Here is a 19873-nt window from a genome sequence, read left to right as displayed (position 1 = left end):
GATCGTCAGCGACATCCTGCCACAAAAAAACCTCTTTACATGACAGTCCCGTGACCCTACATCGCGCCTTCCGGCGGACCCCGTAGGTCTACACGTTTGCGCTGCTAACGCCGGCTGGGTTTAACAATTACAGGGGTTTACGTGAATTGCGCACGTATCAATTTCCCCTGGACCTGGTCCGCGAGCGGTCCCCTGAACGTCCAGTCGCACTCGTGCGGCCGCGTTCGGTTTCCGTAGCGGCGCGCTGGTTCCAGGATAATCTCAAGGCTGACGTCTTCTATGCCGTGAAGGCAAACCCTTCGCGCTGGGTCATCGAGACCCTGCGGGATGCCGGCGTCAAAGGCTATGATGCGGCTTCGATCGCCGAGATCGAACTCGTGCGCTCCGTCGATCCCGACGCGCGCATCGCCTTCATGCATCCGGTCAAGAGCCGGTCCGCGATCACCCGGGCCTATTTCGACCACGGCGTCCGCACCTTCTCGCTCGACTGCGAGGACGAGTTGCAGAAGATCCTCGACGCCACCGGCGGGGCGAGCGATCTGAACCTGCTCGTGCGCATGGCGGTCTCGGCCGACGGCGCGGCCTATTCGCTGTCGGGCAAGTTCGGCGTCTCCACCGATCAGGCTCCGGCCCTGCTGCTGGCCACGCGCCGGGCGGTCAAGGACGGGCTGATGGGCGTCTGCTTCCACGTCGGGTCGCAGTGCATGCGCCCGACCGCCTATCAGGCCGCCATGGCCCAGGTCGGTCGTGCCATCCTGCGCGCGGGCGTGATCGTAGACATCGTCGACATCGGCGGCGGCTTCCCGTCCGTCTATCCGGGCATGGTCCCGCCGGACATGAGTGAATACGCCGACGCCATCCATCGCGGCTTCAACGACATGCCCGTGTCGGAAACGACCGAGCTGTGGTGCGAGCCCGGCCGGGCGCTGGTCGCCGAATCCTCGTCGATCCTGGCCCGCGTGGACCTGCGCAAGGGCGACGCCCTGTATCTGAACGACGGGTCCTATGGCTCGCTGTTCGATGCGACGCACTCGCGCTGGCCCTTCCCGACCAAGCTGGTCCGGGACGGCGAGGCCTCGGCCGATCTGAAGCCGTTCCAGTTCTATGGCCCGACCTGCGATTCGATCGACCACATGCCGGGTCCGTTCTGGCTGCCGGCCGACATCCGTGAAGGCGACTTCATCGAGATCGGCATGCTGGGCGCCTATGGCGTGGCCATGTCGACCGGCTTCAACGGCTATGGCGAGCACGATCTCGCCGCGGTCGAGGACGCCCCGATGGCCTCACTGTACGGCCTGGCCCCCCGCTCCATCCCGACCGTGCGCACCACGGCGGAAGAGCAGGCCAGGAAGGTCGTGCGGCTGTCACGTCCCAAGGGCAAGGCGGGTCAACGCAAGAAGGCACGTCGCTAAACGCCCGGCATGGTTCGTCGCATGAACTGATCGAACAGGGGCACGGTGAAAGCTGTGTCCCCGTGGGTCGGGCTGTAGATCATGCCCTTTTTGATCAGGCCGCCTCGGAGTGGGGCGACCGAAGCGACCGCCGAGCCCATTTTCTCGGCAATATCGCCCGACCGGTGCGGACCAGGGCCAAGCTCGGCCATTGCGCGGAGATATGCCTTTTCCCTCGGCGTCAGCCGGTCCAGGCGGACACGGAAGAAACTTTGGTCCAGGTTGGCGATGGCTGCGCGTGTTGCGCGATGAATGTCTTCTTCAGTGATCAGGCGATCGGCGGACAGGTTCCAGGCGTGGTAGCCCCACTCCTGAAGAAAGTAGGGATAGCCCTGGGTCAGACGAATGATCTCCTCAAGCGCGTCTGCTTCAAACTCGGCATCCTCCCGGCGCATCGGCTCGGCGAGGGCCAGGATCGCGTCCAGACGGGACAGCGCACCCACCACCGGATAATCGAACAGCCGCTCTGCATAGGATTTCGATCGTCCGGCAAGGCCGACGAGCTGGGGCAGACCCGCGCCGATCAGAACCAGCGGGAGCTGCCTTTGCGAAACGCGATGAAGGGCCATGATGATGGCGCTCAACTCGTCCTCGGTGAGATACTGCAACTCGTCGATGATGATCGCGACCGCCGTGCCGCGCGATTTCGCCGCCTCAGCCACAGCCACGAACAGTTCCGCCAAGTCGGACTCGATGTCGCCGCTGTCGGCGGTGCCGCGTTCCGGGTCGATATCCAGCCCGATCTCGACCTCGCCGTATTTGAGGCTCACCGCGCCTGCGAAACTCTTCAGCACCCGCATGGCCCGCTTGACCTGCTCACTGATGTTTTCAAGGCGGTCCAGCCGGAACAACAGACTGCGAAGCGGCGGAACGAGCAGGGACGCGAGACGCTTGGTCTCGGGAGTCTCGATCATCAGGGCCTGATAACCTTCGGCTTCGGCCATCTCGTGGACACGGTTCAGGAGCACCGTCTTACCGACGCCGCGAAGCCCCACCAGCATCAAACTCTTGGCCGACCGGCTCTGGGCGACGCGCGCCAGGGTAATCCGTGCCTGCTCGAGGATGTCGGCTCGTCCGGCCAAAGCCGGCGGTGGAGAACCGGCTCCAGGGACGAACGGGTTCCGGACGGGATCCATTTTTAGGCTTCTTACTACTGTTTATCTTCTGGCTTGATAAACTGCGCTAACTTTCCTAGAAACGCAACGGCCCGGTCGCTCCGTCCCGAGGCTGGATGTGTCAATCCGACGGGCGCTCAAACCAAAGGGAAACCCTTGCAATGAACGCTCCCGTTCAGAAGAACACCAAGGCCGAGCTGCTGCAGAACGTCGTCGAGCATGTCGACATCACCAGCTTCGACGCGCGGCCGATCATCGATTCGATGCGCAAGATGTCGTTCAGCTCGCGCGACACGGCCCGCGCGGCCGACATCTTCAACATGGCGCTGGAAGACAAGGACTGCTCGCCCTGGCTGATCCTGGCCGGCTCGACCTCGGCCGGCGGCTGCATGCACGTGTACCGCGACATGGTGAAGTTCGGCATGATCGACGCCGTGGTGGCCACGGGTGCCTCCATCGTCGACATGGATTTCTTCGAGGCCCTGGGCTTCAAACACTACCAGGCCGCCGGCGAGGTGGACGACAACGTCCTGCGCGACAACTACATCGACCGGATCTACGACACCTATATCGACGAGGAAGAGCTCCAGGCCTGCGACCACACCATCCTGGAGATCTGCAACCGGCTGGAGCCGCGCGGCTATTCCAGCCGCGAGTTCATCTGGGAGATGGGCAAGTGGCTGTCGGAAGGGAACGCCAAGAAAGAGGGCTCGCTGATCCAGACCGCCTATGAAGAGGGCGTGCCGATCTTCTGCCCGGCTTTCGTGGACTCCTCGGCCGGCTTCGGTCTGGTCAAGCACCAGAAGGAGCGGATCGCGGAGGGCAAGCCCTATCTGATGATCGACGCGGTCGCCGACTTCCGCGAACTGACCGACATCAAGATCGCGGCGGGCGTCACCGGCCTGTTCATGGTCGGCGGGGGTGTGCCCAAGAATTTCGCCCAGGACACGGTCGTCTGCGCCGAGATCCTGGGCATCGAGGCCGAGATGCACCGCTATGCGGTCCAGATCACGGTCGCCGACGTCCGCGACGGAGCCTGCTCGTCCTCGACGCTGAAGGAAGCGGCGTCGTGGGGCAAGGTCCAGACCACCCACGAACAGATGGTGTTCGCCGAGGCCACCACGGTCGTGCCGCTGATCGGCTCGGACGCCTGGCACCGGGGTGCCTGGAAGGCACGCGACAAGCGCCGCTGGGCCAAGCTGTTCGGGAAGTAGGGGCGCATTCGGAACCGGGGGGATGGCGACGCTTTCCCCCGGTGTCGAAGGAGATCACCCCATGACCGACAAGACCCCCACCACCCGTGAAGCCATCGAAGCGGAGGCATCGGGCGAGCACCCCGATCTGGGTCGGACGCCCGATGCCCTGATCGAGGCCCTGTCCGGCAGCGGCATGGGATCGGATACGCGCGCGGGTTCACTGGAGGGCGGAGCCGCGAGCGGTTCGGACGACGACCCGGATCAGGCGTCCGTGGATCGCACCATGGCCGAGGAGGGACGGGCCGGGAGCAAACGCGACGACGAGACCGATCCCGTCAGGGGCTGATCGCCTTGCTGTCGCCGCACCGATAGGTCACGGTAACCGCAACGAAAAGTCTTTCAGGACGTCCCGGGATGAAGCGTATTGTAGCGGTCGCATGGATGGCGGGCGCGGTCGGACTGGCGGGCTGTGACCGGACGGCGGCCGATTCAACGGCGACCGTAGAGGCACCGCCCGCAGCGGCCCCGACGGCGACGGTCGCGTCGGAAACCCCGATGACACCCCCCGACGATACCGCCTCCCCCGCAGCCCGGCCGATTGTCGAGGGGGCACCGGCCTTTGCCGTCCTGTATCCCGGCGGAGAGATCGAGGCACCGCCCACGGTCGCCACGAGCGCGGCCGGCCCCGGCGGGCTGGTGGCCTTCCGCACCGACGCGGACCCCGCGACCGTCGTCGAATTCTATCGCGCCCGGGCCGAGGCGGCGGGCCTGTCGTCGGTCATGGCGATGAACATGGGTGACGCCCGGTCCTATGGCGCGGCCAAGGCCGATGCGGGGGCGAACCTGCAGGTGGTCGCATCGCCCGTCGAAGGGGGCCAGACGTCGGTGCAGCTGAGCTGGAGCGCCGGCGGGTGAACCGGTACGCGAACCGGTGCGTCGTCGCCGCCGTCATCGCACTCAGCGGCCTCGGGGGGGCCTGCGCGGCCCAGGCCCCGTCGGCGATGCGGGTGACCGCCGCCACCCCCGCAGGGTTTCTCGGGTCGGGCGCGCTGCAGACCCTGGTCGATGCCGTGCCACCGCCGCCCGCCGAGGGATCGCCCGGGGCCCTGGCCGATGCGGCGGCCTCCGAACGGCTGCGGGCGCTGGAAGATACCGACCGCTGGACCCTGGCCACGCGCCACGCCGAGCTGCGCCCCGCGATCGCCGTCGCCCATTTCGATTGCGTCGTCGGCGCGCAACTGACGGCCGAGGCGACCCCGTCGCTGGTCGCCCTGCTGGACCGGGTGCTGGTCGATGCCAATGCCGCGGCGGAACTGGGCAAGGCTCGCGCGTTCCGGCCGCGGCCCGTCGGTGTCGATGCCGGGCGCCGGTCCTGTCAGGTCGTCTCCGCAGCCGGACGCGCCAGCGCCTCCTACCCCTCCGGTAGCGCGTCGGTGGGTGCGGCCTATGGCGAGGTGTTCGCCCGGCTGGCCCCGGAACGCGCCGCCGAGGCGCGCGAGATGGGCCGCCAGATCGGGATCAGTCGCCTGGTCTGCGCCATGCACTACCCGTCGGACGTGGAAGCGGGCCGGGCCCTGGGGATCGCCGTCGTCGCGGCCGAGGCCACCGATCCGGCCTTCGCGCCCGCCATTGACGCCGCCCGGGCCGATCTGGATCGCGCGCGCGCCACCGGCCTGACCAGCCCCGCCTGCGCGGCCGAGCGGCTGGCCTTGGCCACGCCCCTGCCCTGACCGCCTGATGCCGCCGGCCCTTCCTCCCGTCGTCGAGGCGCGCGCCTGTACGGGCGACGAGATCGCCGCCCTGACGGCTGATGCGCCCGTGCCGATCGTTCTGACCTGTCGCGCGACCCTGAGGGCCGGACAGTCGGTGACGCGGCGGGTCGTGTTCGAGGGGGCCGCATCGTCCGGCGCGGGGATCGCCTGCAATGGCGCACAGATCGGGCGACCGGGCCTGGCCTCCAGCGTTCAGGCCCCGACGGTCCTGATCCAGGCGGTGACGACCTCCTCAGGGTGGAGCCGACCGTCCGACGTCACGCTGGATGGCTGCGTGGTCCATGGCAATATCCGGGTGCGCGGCCTGGGGGCGGGTGCGGAGGTGGACCGTCTGCGGGCCTCCTCGCGGACACCGGACCATACGACGACGGCCCAGGCGGCCGCACCGACGCGCATCCGGCTGACGGACCTGACCCTGATCGCGACCGGATCGATCCCCCTCTATGTCGGACCCGGCGTGACGGACCTGACGTTCGAGGGTTCGCGCGTCTCCGGACGGTCGGTCTCGACGGCCGTCTATCTGGATGCGGAAAGCGCCGGGAACATCATTCGTAATGTGTCCTTTCGCGTCCGCACGGGTCGCGAGCAGATCGCCGTCGACGGTTCGGCGCGCAACCGGATCGAGGCGAACAGCTTCGCCCTGGGCGGACGCGGCGGGGTGTTCCTGTATCGCAACTGTGGCGAGGACGGCATCATCCGGCACCAGACCCCGTCCGACAACGTCATCACCGGCAATACCTTCACCGGCGCGCGCTGGCTGTGGCCCAAGGCCGTGGTGGTCGGGTCGCGCGAAGGGCGAAGGCGCTATTGTGCGGCCGACACCGGCTGGTCGTTCGGATCCAGCGCCGACGACGGCGACCACGCCGATCGCAACGTCGTCGGAGACAACCTCATCCGCTTCGGTTGGCGACCCTTCTAGACCGTTCGTCGGCTAAGTTAGCGCGGGTCGGAAGGTTCATCACGACGAGCACAACGAAGTCACAGCGGACACGACGGAACCGGGCGGTTGTCGCGTTTGTCGATCCTTCCCGGCATTGATACGAGACAAGGGCGGCTTTGCCGCCGATCCTCCCTTCGACGAAAAATCGAGCCTGACGGAAGCGAAAGGCGATGGCACCACGGACTCGATCCCGTCGTGTTCGCTGTGGCCCGTTGTGCGCGCTGTGATGAACCCGTCTCGCTGGACGCCCATGCGTCAACGGAAGCGCCGATTGCCCTAGGCCGGTCGGGGCGCGACCAGTGCGCCGTAGAGGTCGGTGCGGCGATCGCGGAAGAAGCCCCAGGCCGCGCGGTGCCGGTCGATGTAGTCGAGGTCGAAGGTGTGGACCAGCACGCCCTGGTCGTCGCGGCCGAAGCTCTCCACCAGATCGCCGCGATGGTCGGCGATGAAGGACGAGCCGTAGAACAGCTGACCGGCCTCGGTCACCTGCTCGCGCCCCGTGCGGTTGGCGCCGACGACCGGCACGACGTTGGACACGGCATGACCCTGCATCGCGCGCCGCCAGGGATCGGCGGTGTCCAGTTCCCCGTCGTGCGGCTCCGAGCCGATGGCGGTCGGATACATCAGGATCTCGGCCCCCATCAGCATCATGGCGCGGGCGGTTTCGGGATACCACTGGTCCCAGCAGATGCCGGCGCCGATCCGGCCGAAGCGCGTGTCCCAGACCCTGAAGCCTGTATCGCCCGGCCGGAAATAGTATTTTTCCTGATAGCCGGGGCCGTCGGGGATGTGGCTCTTGCGATAGACGCCCAGCGCCGACCCGTCGGCATCCAGCATGACGACGGAGTTGAAATAGTGCGGCCCCTCGCGCTCGAAGATCGAGACGGGGATGGCGACGCCGAGGTCCCTGGCGACGTCGGCCATGGCGATCACGGCCGGATGCTCGCGCCAGGCATAGGCCGTGCCGAACCATCGCTCCTCCTGCGAGACGCAGAAATAGGGCCCCTGGAACAGCTCCGAGGGCAGGATGACCTGGGCCCCCTTCCCCGCCGCCTCGCGCACCAGATCGGCCGTGCGGGCGATGTTGGCGACCATGTCCTCGCCATAGGACGACTGGAGCGCGGCGACGGTGATGGTTCGGGCACTCATTCCGGCTCCTGCTGGGTGATGCAGTGGAAGGAGCCGCCGCCCGACAGGATGGCGGTGGACGGCAACGGGATGATCTCGCGGTCCGGGAAGACGGTCGCCAGACCCTCGCAGGCCAGGCGCGCGGCCGTGGCATTGCCATAGGTCGGGACGATGACCGCGCCGTTGGCGATCAGGAAATTCATGTGGCTGGCCGGCACCGGGCGCTCGTCCTCGTCACCGACGAAGCCGGGGGACGGGAGGCGCAGCAGCGTCAGGGGGCGGCCTTCGGCATCGGTCGCGGCCGAGAGGGCGGCGGCGGCGGCGTCGAAGACGTCGTCGTTCGGATCGTTGCGCCCGAAGGCCATGGGCAGGGCGACGACGCCGGGGGCGACGAAGCGGGCCAGATTGTCGACATGGCCGTCGGTGTGGTCGTTCAGCAGGCCGTCGCCCAGCCAGACGACCTTGCGGGCCCCGAGAGCCTCTGCGAGCGCCGCCTCGGCCGCCGCCCCGGTCCAGCCGGGGTTGCGATTGGGGTTCAGCAGACACTGGCGCGTGGTCAGGATGGTGCCCGCGCCGTCGTGATCCAGCGCCCCGCCCTCCAGCACGAAATCGTGGCGGTCCAGCGGAACGCCGGACGCCGCGCCGATCTGTCCCGCCACCGTGTCGTCGTGGGGCAGGTCGTATTTCCCGCCCCAGCCGTTGAAGCGGAAGGCGGCGGCCCGCGTCGAGCCCGCACCGAAGATCGGCCCGGTGTCCCTCAGCCAGATATCGCCGAACCGACCGGCCACGACCTCGACATTCGCCACGCCGCCGAACCGGGCCTGTGCGTCTGCCAGGGCCTCGTCGTTACCGATCATCAACTTCACCTGCTCACGCCCCGGTCCGACGAGGGCCCGCACCAGGGCCTCCACCTCCGCCTGGGCCGGGGCGAGGTTATCCTCCCACAGGTCCGCATGACTGGGCCATCCGACCCACATCGCCCGGTGGGGCGACCATTCGGCGGGGATTGGGCGGTGGCTTGGGATGGCTCGGTCTCTCGATCTGGAACGTGGAAGGCGGCGGCAGGTAAGCATGAAGCCCCGTCGAATCAACGTCGCCGGGCGCAAAACAAAAAAGGGCGACCCACCAGGGGTCGCCCTTTCCGTTGTCTGATCGGGTCTCGACTAGAAGGCGTAACGCAGCGAAGCCGAAACCGTTCGCGGCGAACCGACACCGGCGAAGCGACGACCGTAGCCCAGTTCGCCCGGGGTCGACGAAGCGCCGGTACCCAGCGTGCTGTAGTATTGCTCGTCGAGCAGGTTGCTCACGTTGAGTTGAAGGTAGGTGCCGTCCAGTCCGAAGGTTGCGAAGTCGATGCGGGCATCCAGATCGACAACCGTGAAGGCATCGACCTTCAGATCATTGACGTCGGTCACCCAGCGTTCGCCGGTGTATTTGGCCTGAATCCCGGCCGCGAACACATCGTTGAACTTGTAGCTGGCGCGCGCCGAGTACATCTGTTCGGGGCTCTCGACCTGCTTCTTGCCCGCCGTCATCAGCAGGTTACCGGCCGCGTTGAAGACGTAGTTGTCCTGAAGCTCGCTGTCGAGGAACGAGGCCGTGGCATACAGGTTCAGGTTTTCAACCGGTTCCCAGCCTGCCGAGAACTCGGCACCCTGCGAGCGGACAGAACCCACGTTGCGATCGACGAAGGTGTCGAGGTCGGGGTCGTAGGTCGAGACGATCCGGTTGTCGAACTCGTTGTAGAAAACCGAAGCCTGAACGATCAGGCTCGACGCCGTGTAGCGATAGCCCAGGTCATAGTTCTTCGACGTCTCCGGCTGCACGCCGGGGTTGCCGATCGAACCATCCGCAAGCCTGCGGACGGTGTAGAGGCTGTCGGTCCGCGGAGCGGACAGGGATTCCGAATAGCTGCCATAGATCGACTGACCTTCGCCGAAACGATAGGTCGCACCGACGTTCGGCAGAATGTCGTCGTACTTCCGGGTCAGCGAATAGGGACGGATGTACTGGGTCACACCACGGCCCGCGAAGGTCACGTTGCCGTTGGCAAGCGTCGCGTTCGGCACTTCCGACGTGCAGAGCACGTTCGAGGAGGAGTTCTGCGAGAAGCAGTTCTGGTTCAGGTCCCGGGTGAAGTAGGGCGCGCGAACGCCGATGCTCACCGTCAGCGCGTCCTGAAGGAAGCGGCCGCGATATTCCAGCGAGACCTGGTTAAGCTCGGCGATCGACTTGCGGTCGCGGGCCTGAAGGGCGTAGCCGTCGAGGTTGACGACGCGATTGCCCTCTTCGTTGCGCCCGCCGAAGGGGTCCACGAACGTCGGGGCGGACGGGTTGGAGAAGTCCACGAACCCGTAGTTGCCCGTCTGGCGGTGACGGCCGTAATCCAGGGCATAGGCGACGCGAAGACGATGGCTCTCGTTGAGATCCCAGATCAGCGAGGAGTTGAGGCCATAGCGATGCGTGTTCGTGATCGACGGCGTCATGACACGCACACGGTCCAGGGTGTCGCCGTCGCCGTTCAGGTCAACGCCACCGGTCGTATTGGTGCCGCGAAGCAGCTGGTCGGTTTCGGACAGCACGGCTTGCTGGGTGCCGCCGTCAGCCAGGGTGTACTGGAACGAGGGGTCAACCGTCAGCGTCAGGCCGTGGCCGAGCGTGAAGCGTGAGTTGCCGCGCACGTTGCCGGTGTTCGACGGGTTGATCCGCAGACCCCAGTATCCGGTACCGTTCGCATCGTTGTCGGCCACGCCGTTGCGGAACGTCGGCGCCGTGTAGGTACGGTCGAAGTCGATGTTCCAGCCGAAGGGATTCGCCGGATCGTTGACCTGATCGATACACACCTGGGTCCGGGCGACGTCGCAGAAGCCCGTCGAGGTGCCGAGGTTCGGACCATTGTAGTTGTTGTTGCGGTTCTCGTTGTAGTGTCCCGCGAGCGAGATGAAGTCGCCGTTGCTGCCCAGCGGCTGGTAGATACGGGCGTTGTACTGGATCTTCTCAAGTTCGCCGATACCCTTGAACTTGTCGTAGTTCTGATAGGAAGCAGAGAACCAGGCCGCGGTGCCCCAGGGGCCGATCTCGCCGGTGTCGATCAGACCCATGATGCGGCGATAGTTGAAATCGCCCAGCGAACCCTTGACCCAGCCGCCGAATTCGCTGGCGGGACGGCGAACCGTGTAGTTGATGACGCCGCCGGTCGCCGAGGCCGTGGGGCTGTCGACGTCGGTGGAGCCGGTGTTGACCGAGGCGCGCTCGATCAGTTCCGGGTCCAGCTGCTGGTTCGTGTAGGTGGCGTAGTTGCCGGTGTCGTTCAGCGGAATGCCGTCGAAGGTCAGCGACACCCGGTTGCCGTCAAAGCCGCGCAGGCGGATGTTGCCGCCGGAGGAGCCGTAGGGGTCGGCGTTGGCGAAGCTGAGGCCCGGCGTCAGGTTCAGCGTCTGCAGGATGGTCTGACCGGCCTGCTGGGTCGAGATGAACTGCTGATTGACGGTGTTGCGCGTCTTGGCAACGGTTTCGGCAACGGCCACGCCGGACGTCACCGGTCCACGAGTGCCCGTGACCACGACCTCCTCGACTTCGGTCGCTTCGGTACCGGTCGATTGGGCCGAAGCGGCGCCGGCCAGGACCATGCCGCCGACGAGGGCGGTCGTCGCCCAGAGCACGCGAGTGCGAAAGTTCATTGTCTATCCCCAGAGAATGCCACTGTGCGGCGCGAAAAGCAGCCGGATCGGCCGCATCGGACTAAATCCCGCCCCCTCTACGACCCAAGTCAGAACGTCGGACGACAGTGATATGACGAACGTGTGACAGCGGCCGGGGGTGGCCCGCAGGCCACACTCGCTGGCCCGGGGGTGTATCAGCCGCCCCAGACCGCCCGCAGTCGCGCCGCGCGGCCGCAGAACCGGCTGTAGCCGCCGTATCTCACCGGGTTCAGCCGTGCGAAGTCCTGGTGATAGGCCTCCGCCGGCCAGAAGCGCCCGGCCGCGCGCACCGGCGTGGTGAACCGGCGCGCCCCGATCACGGCGACAGCGGCGGCACGGGAGGCGTCGGCGATCGGCCGCTGGGACGGTGTGGCGAAGACGGCGGTGCCATAGGCCGGTCCGGTGTCGCAGAACTGGCCGTTGGCATCGGTCGGATCGATCGTGCGCCAGAACCGGTCGACCAGCTGGCGATAGGAAATGCGCGCCGGATCATAGGTCACCTGCACCGCCTCGACATAGTCATTGCCGCGCGACACCGCTTCATAGGTCGGGTTCGGGGAAGTGCCGCCCGCATAGCCCGACACGGCCGAGACCACGCCCGGCATGTGTTCGAAGTTCGATTCCACCGACCAGAAGCAGCCCCCGGCGAAGACCGCAACCTCGCGTCGGCCGCTGTCCGGCCCGGTCTGGACGACCGGCGGCTGGGCGCCCGCCGGCTCGCCCTGCGAACACGCCCCCAGCAGAACGGTGGCGGCGACGGCGAATCGGGTCAGGGCGGACATGGGCGAATACTCCGGAAAGGCCGAATGGATTGAACCCGATACGCCTGGCACCCGCCACGGGATACATCGCCACGCCGGCGATTGATTGTTGTGCCTACCCTGCGTCCTGGAATCGGTTTGCGACGGCTTTTGCGGTGGGTGAGAGGGCCTTGGGTTCGTGGTAGTTTCCGTTGACCTGTGTCTGCTGGATGACGTGGGCCCGGAAGCGGATGAACAGGTCGGGGTCGGGGGTTCTGGGGTTGGTCCAGAAGGCGTCGATGGTTTGCTGGTCGGTGAGGCCGTCGAAGTCGAAGAAGGCCTGTCCGAGGACCTTGACGGGTGTTTTGAAGCCCAGGGCCGACAGGGCGGCCGATGAGTTGTTGACCACCATGCCGTTGGAGGCGCGGCACAGCTGGGCCAGGTTTCCGCCGTCGATGAAGTCGACGCGATCGGCGATGCCGCGCTCGATGGCCAGGACCCGGGTCATGCGGCGCAGGTCGACCAGGCCGGGATCCAGCGGATGGTTCTTGACCACCAGCCGGGCGTCGGCGGGCGCATGTCCGGCGAAGGAGGTCAGGACCTCGGCGAGGAAGGCGGTGTTGTCGGCATAGTGGGAGTAGCGCAGCAGCTGGGCGTCGCCCTCGCGCTGCAGACAGGCGATGAAGAAGGGCCCGCGGGCCCGGATCACCCGGGCATCGGCCTCATGTGAGGACCGCAGCATCAGGCCGAAGTAGCGCCGGATATGGCTGGCGCACTGCAGCCAGGCCGGGGTCGTATAGGGCTGGGCATAGTGCCGGAAGGCGAACGGCCGGACCAGGAACTGCAGGAAGTGATACCAGCTGATGTTGGCCACATGGTGCGGCAGGGCGCGCCCCACCGGCCGGGCCGGGACGATCTCGGGAATGGGCGGGTCATAGGCCGAGCGGTGGCGGGCCAGGCCGGAGCGGGCATTGACCCCGTCCTGCTCGACCGTGATCCAGTCCGGCCGGAAGTAGCCGTTTTCGAGGACCCAGATTCTGAGGGCGCTACCGCTCGGCTCGCGGAGCCTCGCTGCCTGAGCGCGGTCGTGGGCGGCTGACGCCGCACCGCTACCGACCGGCTCGCGGAGGTCCGGGTGGCGAGTGGCGAGTGGCGAGTGGCGAGACGTCTCTTTGCGGTCGCCATCACGGGTGATGCGGTCGATCGCGTCCTGGCCGGGAGAACGCCCGTCGATGGGGTCGGCGTCGCTCGTCCCTCGTCCCTCGCCACCGGCCTCCGCCGCCAGGGCCTTGAGTTCGGCGGCGCGGGTCAGGACGGCCTGGTTGTAGGGGCCGCCCTCGCCGAACACGATCAGGTCGGTCAGGCCATGGGTGGCCACCAGCCCGGCCAGATGGGCGGGCCAGTCGCGTACGTCGCCGTCGAAGGTCAGCCCCCCCTTGCGACGCCAGTAGACCAGATCGCCGATGTTGAAGATCATGCGCAGAACCCGGGCCCCCCGCGCCTCCAGCTCGCCCGCCAGCACCCGGCCGAACGGACCGAACGGCGCGGTCACGATCAGAAAGCGGCGCGACGACAGGTCGGTGGCGCTGCCGCGCGCGACCCGGTGGCGCGCGGCCGGGACGGGGATCGGGGCCGGGAGTGGCCGGAGGACGGGGGCACCGGTATCGGCCACCCGACGATCCGGGCGGATGCGTCGATCGACAGGCAGAGCGGCGCGGCGCGAGGGAATGCGGACGTCGGCCATGCTCAGGCGTGACTCGCACGGACGTCGAAAGCGGCTTCGGTCGGAATCACGATCCTCGAGGCGCGGCGCTTTGACATGGGTCTCCTTGTCGCGCCCGGAACCGCGCGGATCAACCGGCTTGTCCAAAAAAGCGCGCGCAATCGGCAAGAGCCTGATCGGCTGAGGGGGAAACGCTTCGCGATTCCACCGATGCCGTGAATCAGGCTCCAGAGATGGGCGAGAGCCTGATCCACGCTTTCGGCTGGACCCACGACGGGGGTCCACCTCCAACGATCATGCTCGAGGTTTCACGGAACGGTCGGAACCGGCCGGGATCGACCACAGCCGCCTGTCCGGCCCCGGACAGAACAAAGCCGCCGACCCTCTTTCGAGAATCGGCGGCTGAGTGTGTTGCGTCATCGGCAACCGTTCGTCGGCGACCGGCCCCGGATCGTCAGATCCGGAGCCGGGCCATCGAAGCGGTCCTAGAAGTTGATGCCGATGGTGGCGCGACGGTTCAGAGGCTCGCGAACGCCGTCGGCGGTCGCACGGGCCAGGTTGGTTTCACCCTTGCCGTCCAGGGCGATCACGCCGCCGTTGACGCCCTGGGCGACCAGAGCATCGGCCACGGTGCGCGAACGACGGTTCGACAGGCCCACATTGTAGGCCGCCGAGCCGGACGTATCGGCGTAACCGACGACCAGAACGCGCGTCGGACGACCCGACTTGGCGTAGGTCGCCGCCTGGGTCACCACCGAGCGGGCTTCGGCCGTCAGGTCCGAACGATCCCAGTCGAAATAGACCACGAACTCACGCGCCGTCGGAGCCGGCGGAGGCGGCGGCGGGGGCGGAGGCGGCGGGGGAGGCGGCGGGGGCGGAGGCGGCGGCGGCGGGGGCGGAGGCGGCGGCGGGGCCGCTTCTTCGGCACCGAACGCATAGCGCAGGCCCAGCGTCAGGGTGTGCGACTGGTCGTAGTCGCCTTCGAACGTGCCCTGGTTGAACGACGTCGGGCTCGACACGGTGGCGAACTCGGCATCGCCCGTCAGATAGCGATAGGTCAGGTCGATGTTGGCGCGGTCACCCACGGCATAGCTCAGGCCGGCAATGGCCTGGGCCGCGAACTTGGTCGACGAATCGTCGCCCACCACCGTCGCCGAACGGGTCGCGCGATAGGCTCCCACGAAGCTGGTGTCGACGCGGTTCACACCGACGCCCACGCCCACGAACGGACGGATGCCCCAGTACTCGCCACCGATGTCATAGATGACATTGGCCATCAGCGTGGCGGACTCGATGTCGCCTGCAGGCGAGAAGCAGGGACCCGACGCCGGCGTCAGGTTGCAGATGCCGTTCGAACCCGACACCGCGCGAACCTTGCCGATGTCGCCCGAGCGATAGCCGCCCTCCAGTTCCACACGCCAGTTGGCGTCAAAACGGTAGCCCAGACGCGCAAACGCTGCCCAGCCGTCGTTCACTTCAAAATTGAAGTTCTGACCCGTCACCGAAGACTCGGTGTTGATGTCGTCAATGACCTGGTAACCGGCGTCTACCGCCCCATACCAGCCATCCGGCTCAGCCGATGCAGCACCAGCCGACAGGGCAAGAGCCGCCGCCGCGCTGGAAGCCAGGAACAAAGTCTTGAAACGCATGGGTGTGAGCCCTCCGCAGCCATAATTGATCAATGCGGCGGTCTCACCGCCAACGGGCGTCATAACAGCGTTGCCGCACAAGGTCGATACCCCGATTGCCTCGAACCAAGGCGACGTGTGGACCGTGGCGTTGAAGCTACAGAAGAAATCCGGCCGGACGTCCGGATCGCGGATCTCCGGGCCCCGTGGCAAGGCGGGGAAAACCGTTCTAATGACTTTGTCGCATGACCAGCAGCCTTGCCCGCGCCAGGACGACCCCCGACCGGTGCCGTGACACCGAAGGCGACGCTCACGCCCGACAAACCGACGTCGAACGGGCGTTGTGATGCGGTCGAGCCGCCCGGTCGGCGTCTTTACCGCCACGCGCGCTGAATATGGTCTGTTGCGGCCCGTCCTGTCGGCATTGGAGAAATCTCAGACCCTGGTCCCGCGGTTGATCGTGTCCGGGACGCACCTTTCGGAGCGACATGGCAGCACCCTGACCGAAATCCGGGCGGACGGCCGAGATCCGGCGGCGTGCGTGCCCCTGCCGATGCAGGATGACTCGGCAGCATCCATCGCCGCCGACATGGCAGCGGCGCTGGACGGCGCGAGCCAGGCCTATCTGGCGCTGGACCTCGACGCCGTTCTGATCCTGGGCGACCGGACCGAGGCCCTGGCGGCTGCGGCGGCGGCGATCCCCCTTGCTCTGCCGATCCTGCATCTGGAGGGCGGTCACCGGACCGCCGGGGCCATAGACGACGCCATCCGCCATGCCGTCTCCAAGCTGGCAGCCCTGCATTTCACCAGCGCCGAGCCCTATCGCCAGCGCCTGCTGCAGATGGGCGAGGCCGAAGACCGGGTCTTCACCGTCGGCGCGACCGGCGTCGACAATCTGAAGGCCTTTGGTGTCAGCACGGCTGCCCAGGCCTCGGCCATCACGGGACTGGATTTGCCGGAAGGCTTCATCCTGGCGACCTTCCACCCGGAGACCCTTGGGACGACGGTGCCGGGGGATCAGGTCGCGGCCTTCGTCGCCGGGCTGGGGCGGGTCGCAGACCGGACCGTCCTGATCACCATGCCCAATGCCGATGCCGGATCGGAGGCGATCCGGACGGCGCTCGAAGCCTTCGCAGCCCGGGCTCCCGGGCGGATCCGGCTGGCTACCTCCCTGGGGGCCAAAGGCTATGCCGCCGCCCTGACGGCCTGTGCCGCCGTGGTCGGCAACTCCTCCAGCGGCATGGTCGAGGCCCCGGCGGCAGGCGTGCCGACCGTCAATGTCGGGACCCGCCAGGAGGGACGGCTGCGGTCCCCCTCGGTGATCGACTGCGACCTGACCCCCGATGCCATCGGCGACGCGCTGACCCGGGCGCTGGATCCCGCCTTTCGCCGGATGGCCAGGGCTCAGCCGCCGATCTTCGGGGATGGGAATGCGGGCCAGAGGATCGTGGACGTCCTGGAGACGATCGATCTGGCGGGACTGGCGCGCAAGCCCTTCGTCGATCGTCCGGCCGACGGACGCCTCAGCGCCTGATGCTGTCCAACGGCCGGGCCGCATCGCCCCGGACGTGGGGCCACAGGGCCTCGCAAACCGCGAAGTCGAAGGCCGTATCGACATCCCAGCCCCGCTCGGGGGGCATCACATGCGCCAGGGCACCGGGACCTGCGAAGCCGCCGATACCGAAAAGGGTCCCGGGCCGGGCGACATAGACGGCGCCGTTGATGACCACGGCCTCGTCGCCGTTCCCCGGGGTCCGGCTGAACGCCCCGGCGCCATCGACCTGGCCGTAGAAGGTGGCCGGCTTCAGCATCGGCGACACGCCGATCACCGAAGGCGCATCCCGTTCATGGCAGAGGCGGACAGCCGCATCGATGTCGCTCGCCAGTCTCAGGGGCGAAGTCGGCTGAAGCAGCACGACATAGTCCCAGGCCCGGTCCAGCACCTCCAGCACATGCGCGATCGCATCCAGGACCGAGGCCTGGGGGCCGGCCAGTTCCGGGGGGCGATCGATCACCGCGACACCCGCCTGTCGTGCAAGCGCGGCCACCGCCGCGTCGTCGGTGCTGACCACCAGATGATCCAGCGTCTGCGAGGTCAGGCCCGCCTCGAGCGTCCAGGCCGTCATGGGCCGCCCCGCCAGCGGGCGCAGATTCTTTCCGGGCAGGCCCTGGGACCCGGCCCTGGCGGGGACGATGCCGAGCACGGTCTTTCCGTCGATCATGTCGCCTCCCCCTTCGCGTTCACCGGATAAGTGACGGACGGGGGCCTTACGGGCGGTTAACCCTGTGCGGAGGAACATGGCCCGTCGGCGTCCGCGTCGTCACGGAGCGCATCGGGTGGATCAGACTATGGAGAGCGGCCAGGCCCACGGGTCATTGGCGGGACGGCCCGTGCTGGTGACCGGCGCGGGCGGGTTCATCGGCAGCCAGCTGTGCGAGCGACTGGTCGCCGACGGGGCCGAGGTGCGGGCCCTGGTCCGCTATACGTCGGACGGCGACGCGGGCTGGCTGGACCGGTCGTCGATCCGCAAGGACATCGAGGTCGTGCGCGGCGACCTTGCGGATCGCGACAGCGTATTTGCCGCCTGTCGCGGCAGGGAGGTCGTGTTCCATCTGGGGGCCCTGATCGCCATTCCCTATTCCTACGAGGCCCCGGAGAGCTATGTCCGGACCAATATCCTGGGCACGCTGAACGTGCTGCAGGCCGTGCGGGAGCTGGCGGTCGGCCGTCTGGTCCACACCTCCACCAGCGAGGTCTATGGCTCGGCCCAGACCGTGCCGATGACGGAGGCCCACCCGCTGGTGGGACAGTCGCCCTACTCCGCCTCCAAGATCGGGGCGGACAAGCTGGCGGAAAGCTATCATCGGTCGTTCGAGACCCCGGTCGTGACGCTGCGGCCGTTCAATACCTTCGGGCCGCGCCAGAGCGCACGGGCGGTGATCCCGTCGATCACGATGCAGTTGCTGACGGGGCGGACGATCCGGCTGGGCGACACCCGGCCGACGCGGGACTTCGTCTTCGTCGACGACACGGTGGATGCCTTCGTCCGGGCCGCGACGGCCACCGGCATCGAGGGGCTGACGATCCATTTCGGCGGCGGGCGCGAGATCGCGATCGGCGACCTGCCGGCCCTGATCGGCGCGGCGGCGGACCTGCCGGTCGAGGTCGAGATCGATCCGCAGCGCCTGCGGCCCGCCGCCAGCGAGGTCGAGCGGCTGATCGCCGATGCGTCTCTGGCCCGGGCGCGCCTGGGATGGCAGCCCCGGACCGGTGTCGAGGAGGGCCTGGCCAGGGTGGTGGCCTTCATCCGCGCCAATCCGGGGCTGTATCGCCCGGAGGAGTATGCGGTGTGACCTCTCTCGATCCGATCGCCGGCAATCTGCTGCACCCCGACACCCGTCTGCTGGAGGCCATCGAGCGGATGGACGCCGTGCGACGCAAGCTGATCGTCGTCGTGGACGACGACCGCCGTCTGCTGGGCACGGTGTCGGATGGCGACATCCGGCGCGGTCTGATGCGGCGTCTGGCCATGGACGCGGCGGTCAGCGCCGTGATGAACCGCGATCCCGTGGCGGTCGCGGTCGCGGGGACCGAGGCCGATGCCATGGCGCGCCTGGCCGAGCGGGGTGTGTCCCTGGCCCCCTTGCTGGACGACCACGGCCGGGTGGTCGGCCTGTATCCCGACACCGCCATCGCCACGAAGGCACGGGACAATCTGGTGGTCATCATGGCCGGCGGGCGCGGCGTGCGTCTGGCCCCCCTGACGCAGACCTGCCCCAAGCCGATGCTGAAGGTGGCGGGCCGCCCCCTGCTGGAGAGCATCATCGAGCGCCTGCGGGATCAGGGGTTCAGCCGGTTCCGCCTCGCGGTGAACTATCTGGCCGAAGTCATCACCGACCATTTCGGCGACGGGTCGTCCATGGGCGTGGAGATCGACTATCTGCGCGAGGACCATCCGCGCGGGACGGCCGGCGCGCTGTCGCTGCTGCGCGAACCAGTGACCGCCCCCCTGGTGGTGCTGAACGGCGACGTCCTGACGCGTCTGGCCTTCGGGGACCTGATCGATTTTCACCAGGAGCACGGGGCCGTGGCGACCCTGTGCGTGCGCGAACACCAGTTCCAGGCCCCGCACGGCGTGGCGGAGATCGACGGTGTTCGCCTGACCAGCCTGCGCGAAAAGCCGACCTTCCGCTGGCAGGCCAATGCGGGAATCTATTGCCTGGACGGCACGCTGCTGTCGCGGATTCCGCGGGACGGGCCGTTCGACATGCCGGAACTCCTGTCGGCACTGGCCGGAGACGGCGAGCGGGTCTGCGCCTATCCGATGCACGAATACTGGCTGGACATCGGCCGGCCGCCGGACTTCGAGAGCGCGCAGGCGGCAGCCGTGAGCTTTCCCCTGGATGGTCGGATTGACTGACGTCTGGCGACCATTTTCGGACGAGCCCATCGCCGCCTTGTGATTAGGCCTTGCGAGT

The 19873-nt window shown here is 67.5% G+C and carries 17 protein-coding genes; 9 read left to right on the top strand and 8 right to left on the bottom strand.

What is annotated here, in order from left to right:
- Positions 1 to 146 precede the first annotated feature (146 nt).
- Entirely contained in the window at positions 147 to 1412 is a 1266-nt protein-coding gene (locus O3139_RS03275) for a type III PLP-dependent enzyme (protein ID WP_269515482.1), read from the top strand.
- Here O3139_RS03275 and O3139_RS03270 read toward each other — a convergent pair.
- Positions 1409 to 2587, bottom strand: a complete 1179-nt coding sequence (locus O3139_RS03270) for an AAA family ATPase (RefSeq protein WP_269515481.1) — start codon at positions 2585 to 2587, stop codon at positions 1409 to 1411. The genes O3139_RS03275 and O3139_RS03270 overlap by 4 nt on opposite strands.
- A gap of 140 nt (positions 2588 to 2727) precedes the next feature.
- On the opposite strand from O3139_RS03270, the gene O3139_RS03265 reads away from it, so the two are divergent.
- From O3139_RS03265 to O3139_RS03245, 5 genes are all read left to right on the top strand, one after another.
- Positions 2728 to 3780: a 1,9-bis(guanidino)-5-aza-nonane synthase gene (locus O3139_RS03265; RefSeq protein ID WP_420022333.1), complete on the top strand. Its 1053-nt coding sequence runs from the start codon at positions 2728 to 2730 to the stop codon at positions 3778 to 3780.
- A 61-nt stretch (positions 3781 to 3841) separates the two neighbouring features.
- The gene (locus O3139_RS03260; RefSeq protein WP_269515479.1) at positions 3842 to 4108 is read left to right on the top strand and encodes a ribonuclease; all 267 of its coding nucleotides are present in this window, start codon (positions 3842 to 3844) and stop codon (positions 4106 to 4108) included.
- 68 nt (positions 4109 to 4176) lie between these two features.
- Positions 4177 to 4677, top strand: a complete 501-nt coding sequence (locus O3139_RS03255; RefSeq protein ID WP_269515478.1) for a hypothetical protein — start codon at positions 4177 to 4179, stop codon at positions 4675 to 4677.
- Positions 4674 to 5492: a phosphatase PAP2 family protein gene (locus tag O3139_RS03250; RefSeq protein ID WP_269515477.1), complete on the top strand. Its 819-nt coding sequence runs from the start codon at positions 4674 to 4676 to the stop codon at positions 5490 to 5492. Before O3139_RS03255 ends, O3139_RS03250 begins: the two co-directional genes overlap by 4 nt.
- Before the next feature lie 7 nt (positions 5493 to 5499).
- Positions 5500 to 6453 (top strand): right-handed parallel beta-helix repeat-containing protein, encoded by a 954-nt coding sequence (locus O3139_RS03245; RefSeq protein ID WP_269515476.1) that lies wholly within the window; start codon positions 5500 to 5502, stop codon positions 6451 to 6453.
- A gap of 297 nt (positions 6454 to 6750) precedes the next feature.
- Here O3139_RS03245 and aguB read toward each other — a convergent pair whose 3' ends face one another.
- The 6 genes from aguB to O3139_RS03215 form a co-directional block, all read right to left on the bottom strand.
- Entirely contained in the window at positions 6751 to 7623 is an 873-nt protein-coding gene (gene aguB / locus O3139_RS03240; protein WP_269515475.1) for an N-carbamoylputrescine amidase, read from the bottom strand.
- On the bottom strand, positions 7620 to 8627 hold the full coding sequence (locus O3139_RS03235) for an agmatine deiminase family protein (protein ID WP_269516402.1): 1008 nt from the start codon (positions 8625 to 8627) through the stop codon (positions 7620 to 7622). Before O3139_RS03235 ends, aguB begins: the two co-directional genes overlap by 4 nt.
- 138 nt (positions 8628 to 8765) lie before the next feature.
- On the bottom strand, positions 8766 to 11282 hold the full coding sequence (locus O3139_RS03230; RefSeq protein WP_269515474.1) for a TonB-dependent receptor: 2517 nt from the start codon (positions 11280 to 11282) through the stop codon (positions 8766 to 8768).
- Positions 11283 to 11458: 176 nt separating this feature from the next.
- Positions 11459 to 12085: a peptide-methionine (S)-S-oxide reductase MsrA gene (gene msrA, locus O3139_RS03225; RefSeq protein WP_269515473.1), complete on the bottom strand. Its 627-nt coding sequence runs from the start codon at positions 12083 to 12085 to the stop codon at positions 11459 to 11461.
- A 94-nt stretch (positions 12086 to 12179) separates the two neighbouring features.
- The gene (locus O3139_RS03220) at positions 12180 to 13787 is read right to left on the bottom strand and encodes a capsular biosynthesis protein (RefSeq protein ID WP_269514778.1); all 1608 of its coding nucleotides are present in this window, start codon (positions 13785 to 13787) and stop codon (positions 12180 to 12182) included.
- A 464-nt stretch (positions 13788 to 14251) separates the two neighbouring features.
- Positions 14252 to 15415, bottom strand: coding sequence for an OmpA family protein (locus O3139_RS03215; RefSeq protein ID WP_269515472.1), 1164 nt, complete (start codon positions 15413 to 15415; stop codon positions 14252 to 14254).
- Positions 15416 to 15740: 325 nt separating this feature from the next.
- Between O3139_RS03215 and neuC the strand changes: the two genes are divergently transcribed.
- The gene (neuC, locus tag O3139_RS03210; protein WP_269515471.1) at positions 15741 to 16928 is read left to right on the top strand and encodes a UDP-N-acetylglucosamine 2-epimerase; all 1188 of its coding nucleotides are present in this window, start codon (positions 15741 to 15743) and stop codon (positions 16926 to 16928) included.
- Here neuC and O3139_RS03205 read toward each other — a convergent pair.
- Positions 16918 to 17616, bottom strand: a complete 699-nt coding sequence (locus O3139_RS03205) for a cytidylyltransferase domain-containing protein (protein WP_269515469.1) — start codon at positions 17614 to 17616, stop codon at positions 16918 to 16920. The genes neuC and O3139_RS03205 overlap by 11 nt on opposite strands.
- A 115-nt stretch (positions 17617 to 17731) precedes the next feature.
- On the opposite strand from O3139_RS03205, the gene O3139_RS03200 reads away from it, so the two are divergent.
- Together O3139_RS03200 and O3139_RS03195 are read left to right on the top strand one after the other, a co-directional pair.
- Complete coding sequence (locus O3139_RS03200; RefSeq protein WP_269515468.1) at positions 17732 to 18748, top strand: SDR family NAD(P)-dependent oxidoreductase; 1017 nt, start codon at positions 17732 to 17734, stop codon at positions 18746 to 18748.
- Positions 18745 to 19815 (top strand): nucleotidyltransferase family protein, encoded by a 1071-nt coding sequence (locus tag O3139_RS03195; RefSeq protein WP_269515467.1) that lies wholly within the window; start codon positions 18745 to 18747, stop codon positions 19813 to 19815. Before O3139_RS03200 ends, O3139_RS03195 begins: the two co-directional genes overlap by 4 nt.
- Positions 19816 to 19873 lie beyond the last annotated feature (58 nt).

It is taken from the genome of Brevundimonas subvibrioides (genome assembly GCF_027271155.1).
GTDB classification, from domain to species: Bacteria; Pseudomonadota; Alphaproteobacteria; order Caulobacterales; family Caulobacteraceae; genus Brevundimonas; species Brevundimonas subvibrioides_D.
The sequence above is the reverse complement of the archived record's forward strand: the minus strand, read 5'-3'. Positions and strand labels throughout refer to the sequence as shown.

Coding starts and splice junctions, on each gene's coding strand:
- O3139_RS03230 (WP_269515474.1), bottom strand. CDS start 11,282: ATGAACTTTCGCACTCGCGTGCTCTGGGCGACGACCGCCCTCGTCGGC.
- O3139_RS03245 (WP_269515476.1), top strand. CDS start 5,500: ATGCCGCCGGCCCTTCCTCCCGTCGTCGAGGCGCGCGCCTGTACGGGC.
- O3139_RS03265 (WP_420022333.1), top strand. CDS start 2,728: ATGAACGCTCCCGTTCAGAAGAACACCAAGGCCGAGCTGCTGCAGAAC.
- msrA (WP_269515473.1), bottom strand. CDS start 12,085: ATGTCCGCCCTGACCCGATTCGCCGTCGCCGCCACCGTTCTGCTGGGG.
- O3139_RS03270 (WP_269515481.1), bottom strand. CDS start 2,587: ATGGATCCCGTCCGGAACCCGTTCGTCCCTGGAGCCGGTTCTCCACCG.
- aguB (WP_269515475.1), bottom strand. CDS start 7,623: ATGAGTGCCCGAACCATCACCGTCGCCGCGCTCCAGTCGTCCTATGGC.
- O3139_RS03220 (WP_269514778.1), bottom strand. CDS start 13,787: ATGGCCGACGTCCGCATTCCCTCGCGCCGCGCCGCTCTGCCTGTCGAT.
- O3139_RS03255 (WP_269515478.1), top strand. CDS start 4,177: ATGAAGCGTATTGTAGCGGTCGCATGGATGGCGGGCGCGGTCGGACTG.
- O3139_RS03215 (WP_269515472.1), bottom strand. CDS start 15,415: ATGCGTTTCAAGACTTTGTTCCTGGCTTCCAGCGCGGCGGCGGCTCTT.
- O3139_RS03205 (WP_269515469.1), bottom strand. CDS start 17,616: ATGATCGACGGAAAGACCGTGCTCGGCATCGTCCCCGCCAGGGCCGGG.
- O3139_RS03260 (WP_269515479.1), top strand. CDS start 3,842: ATGACCGACAAGACCCCCACCACCCGTGAAGCCATCGAAGCGGAGGCA.
- neuC (WP_269515471.1), top strand. CDS start 15,741: ATGCGGTCGAGCCGCCCGGTCGGCGTCTTTACCGCCACGCGCGCTGAA.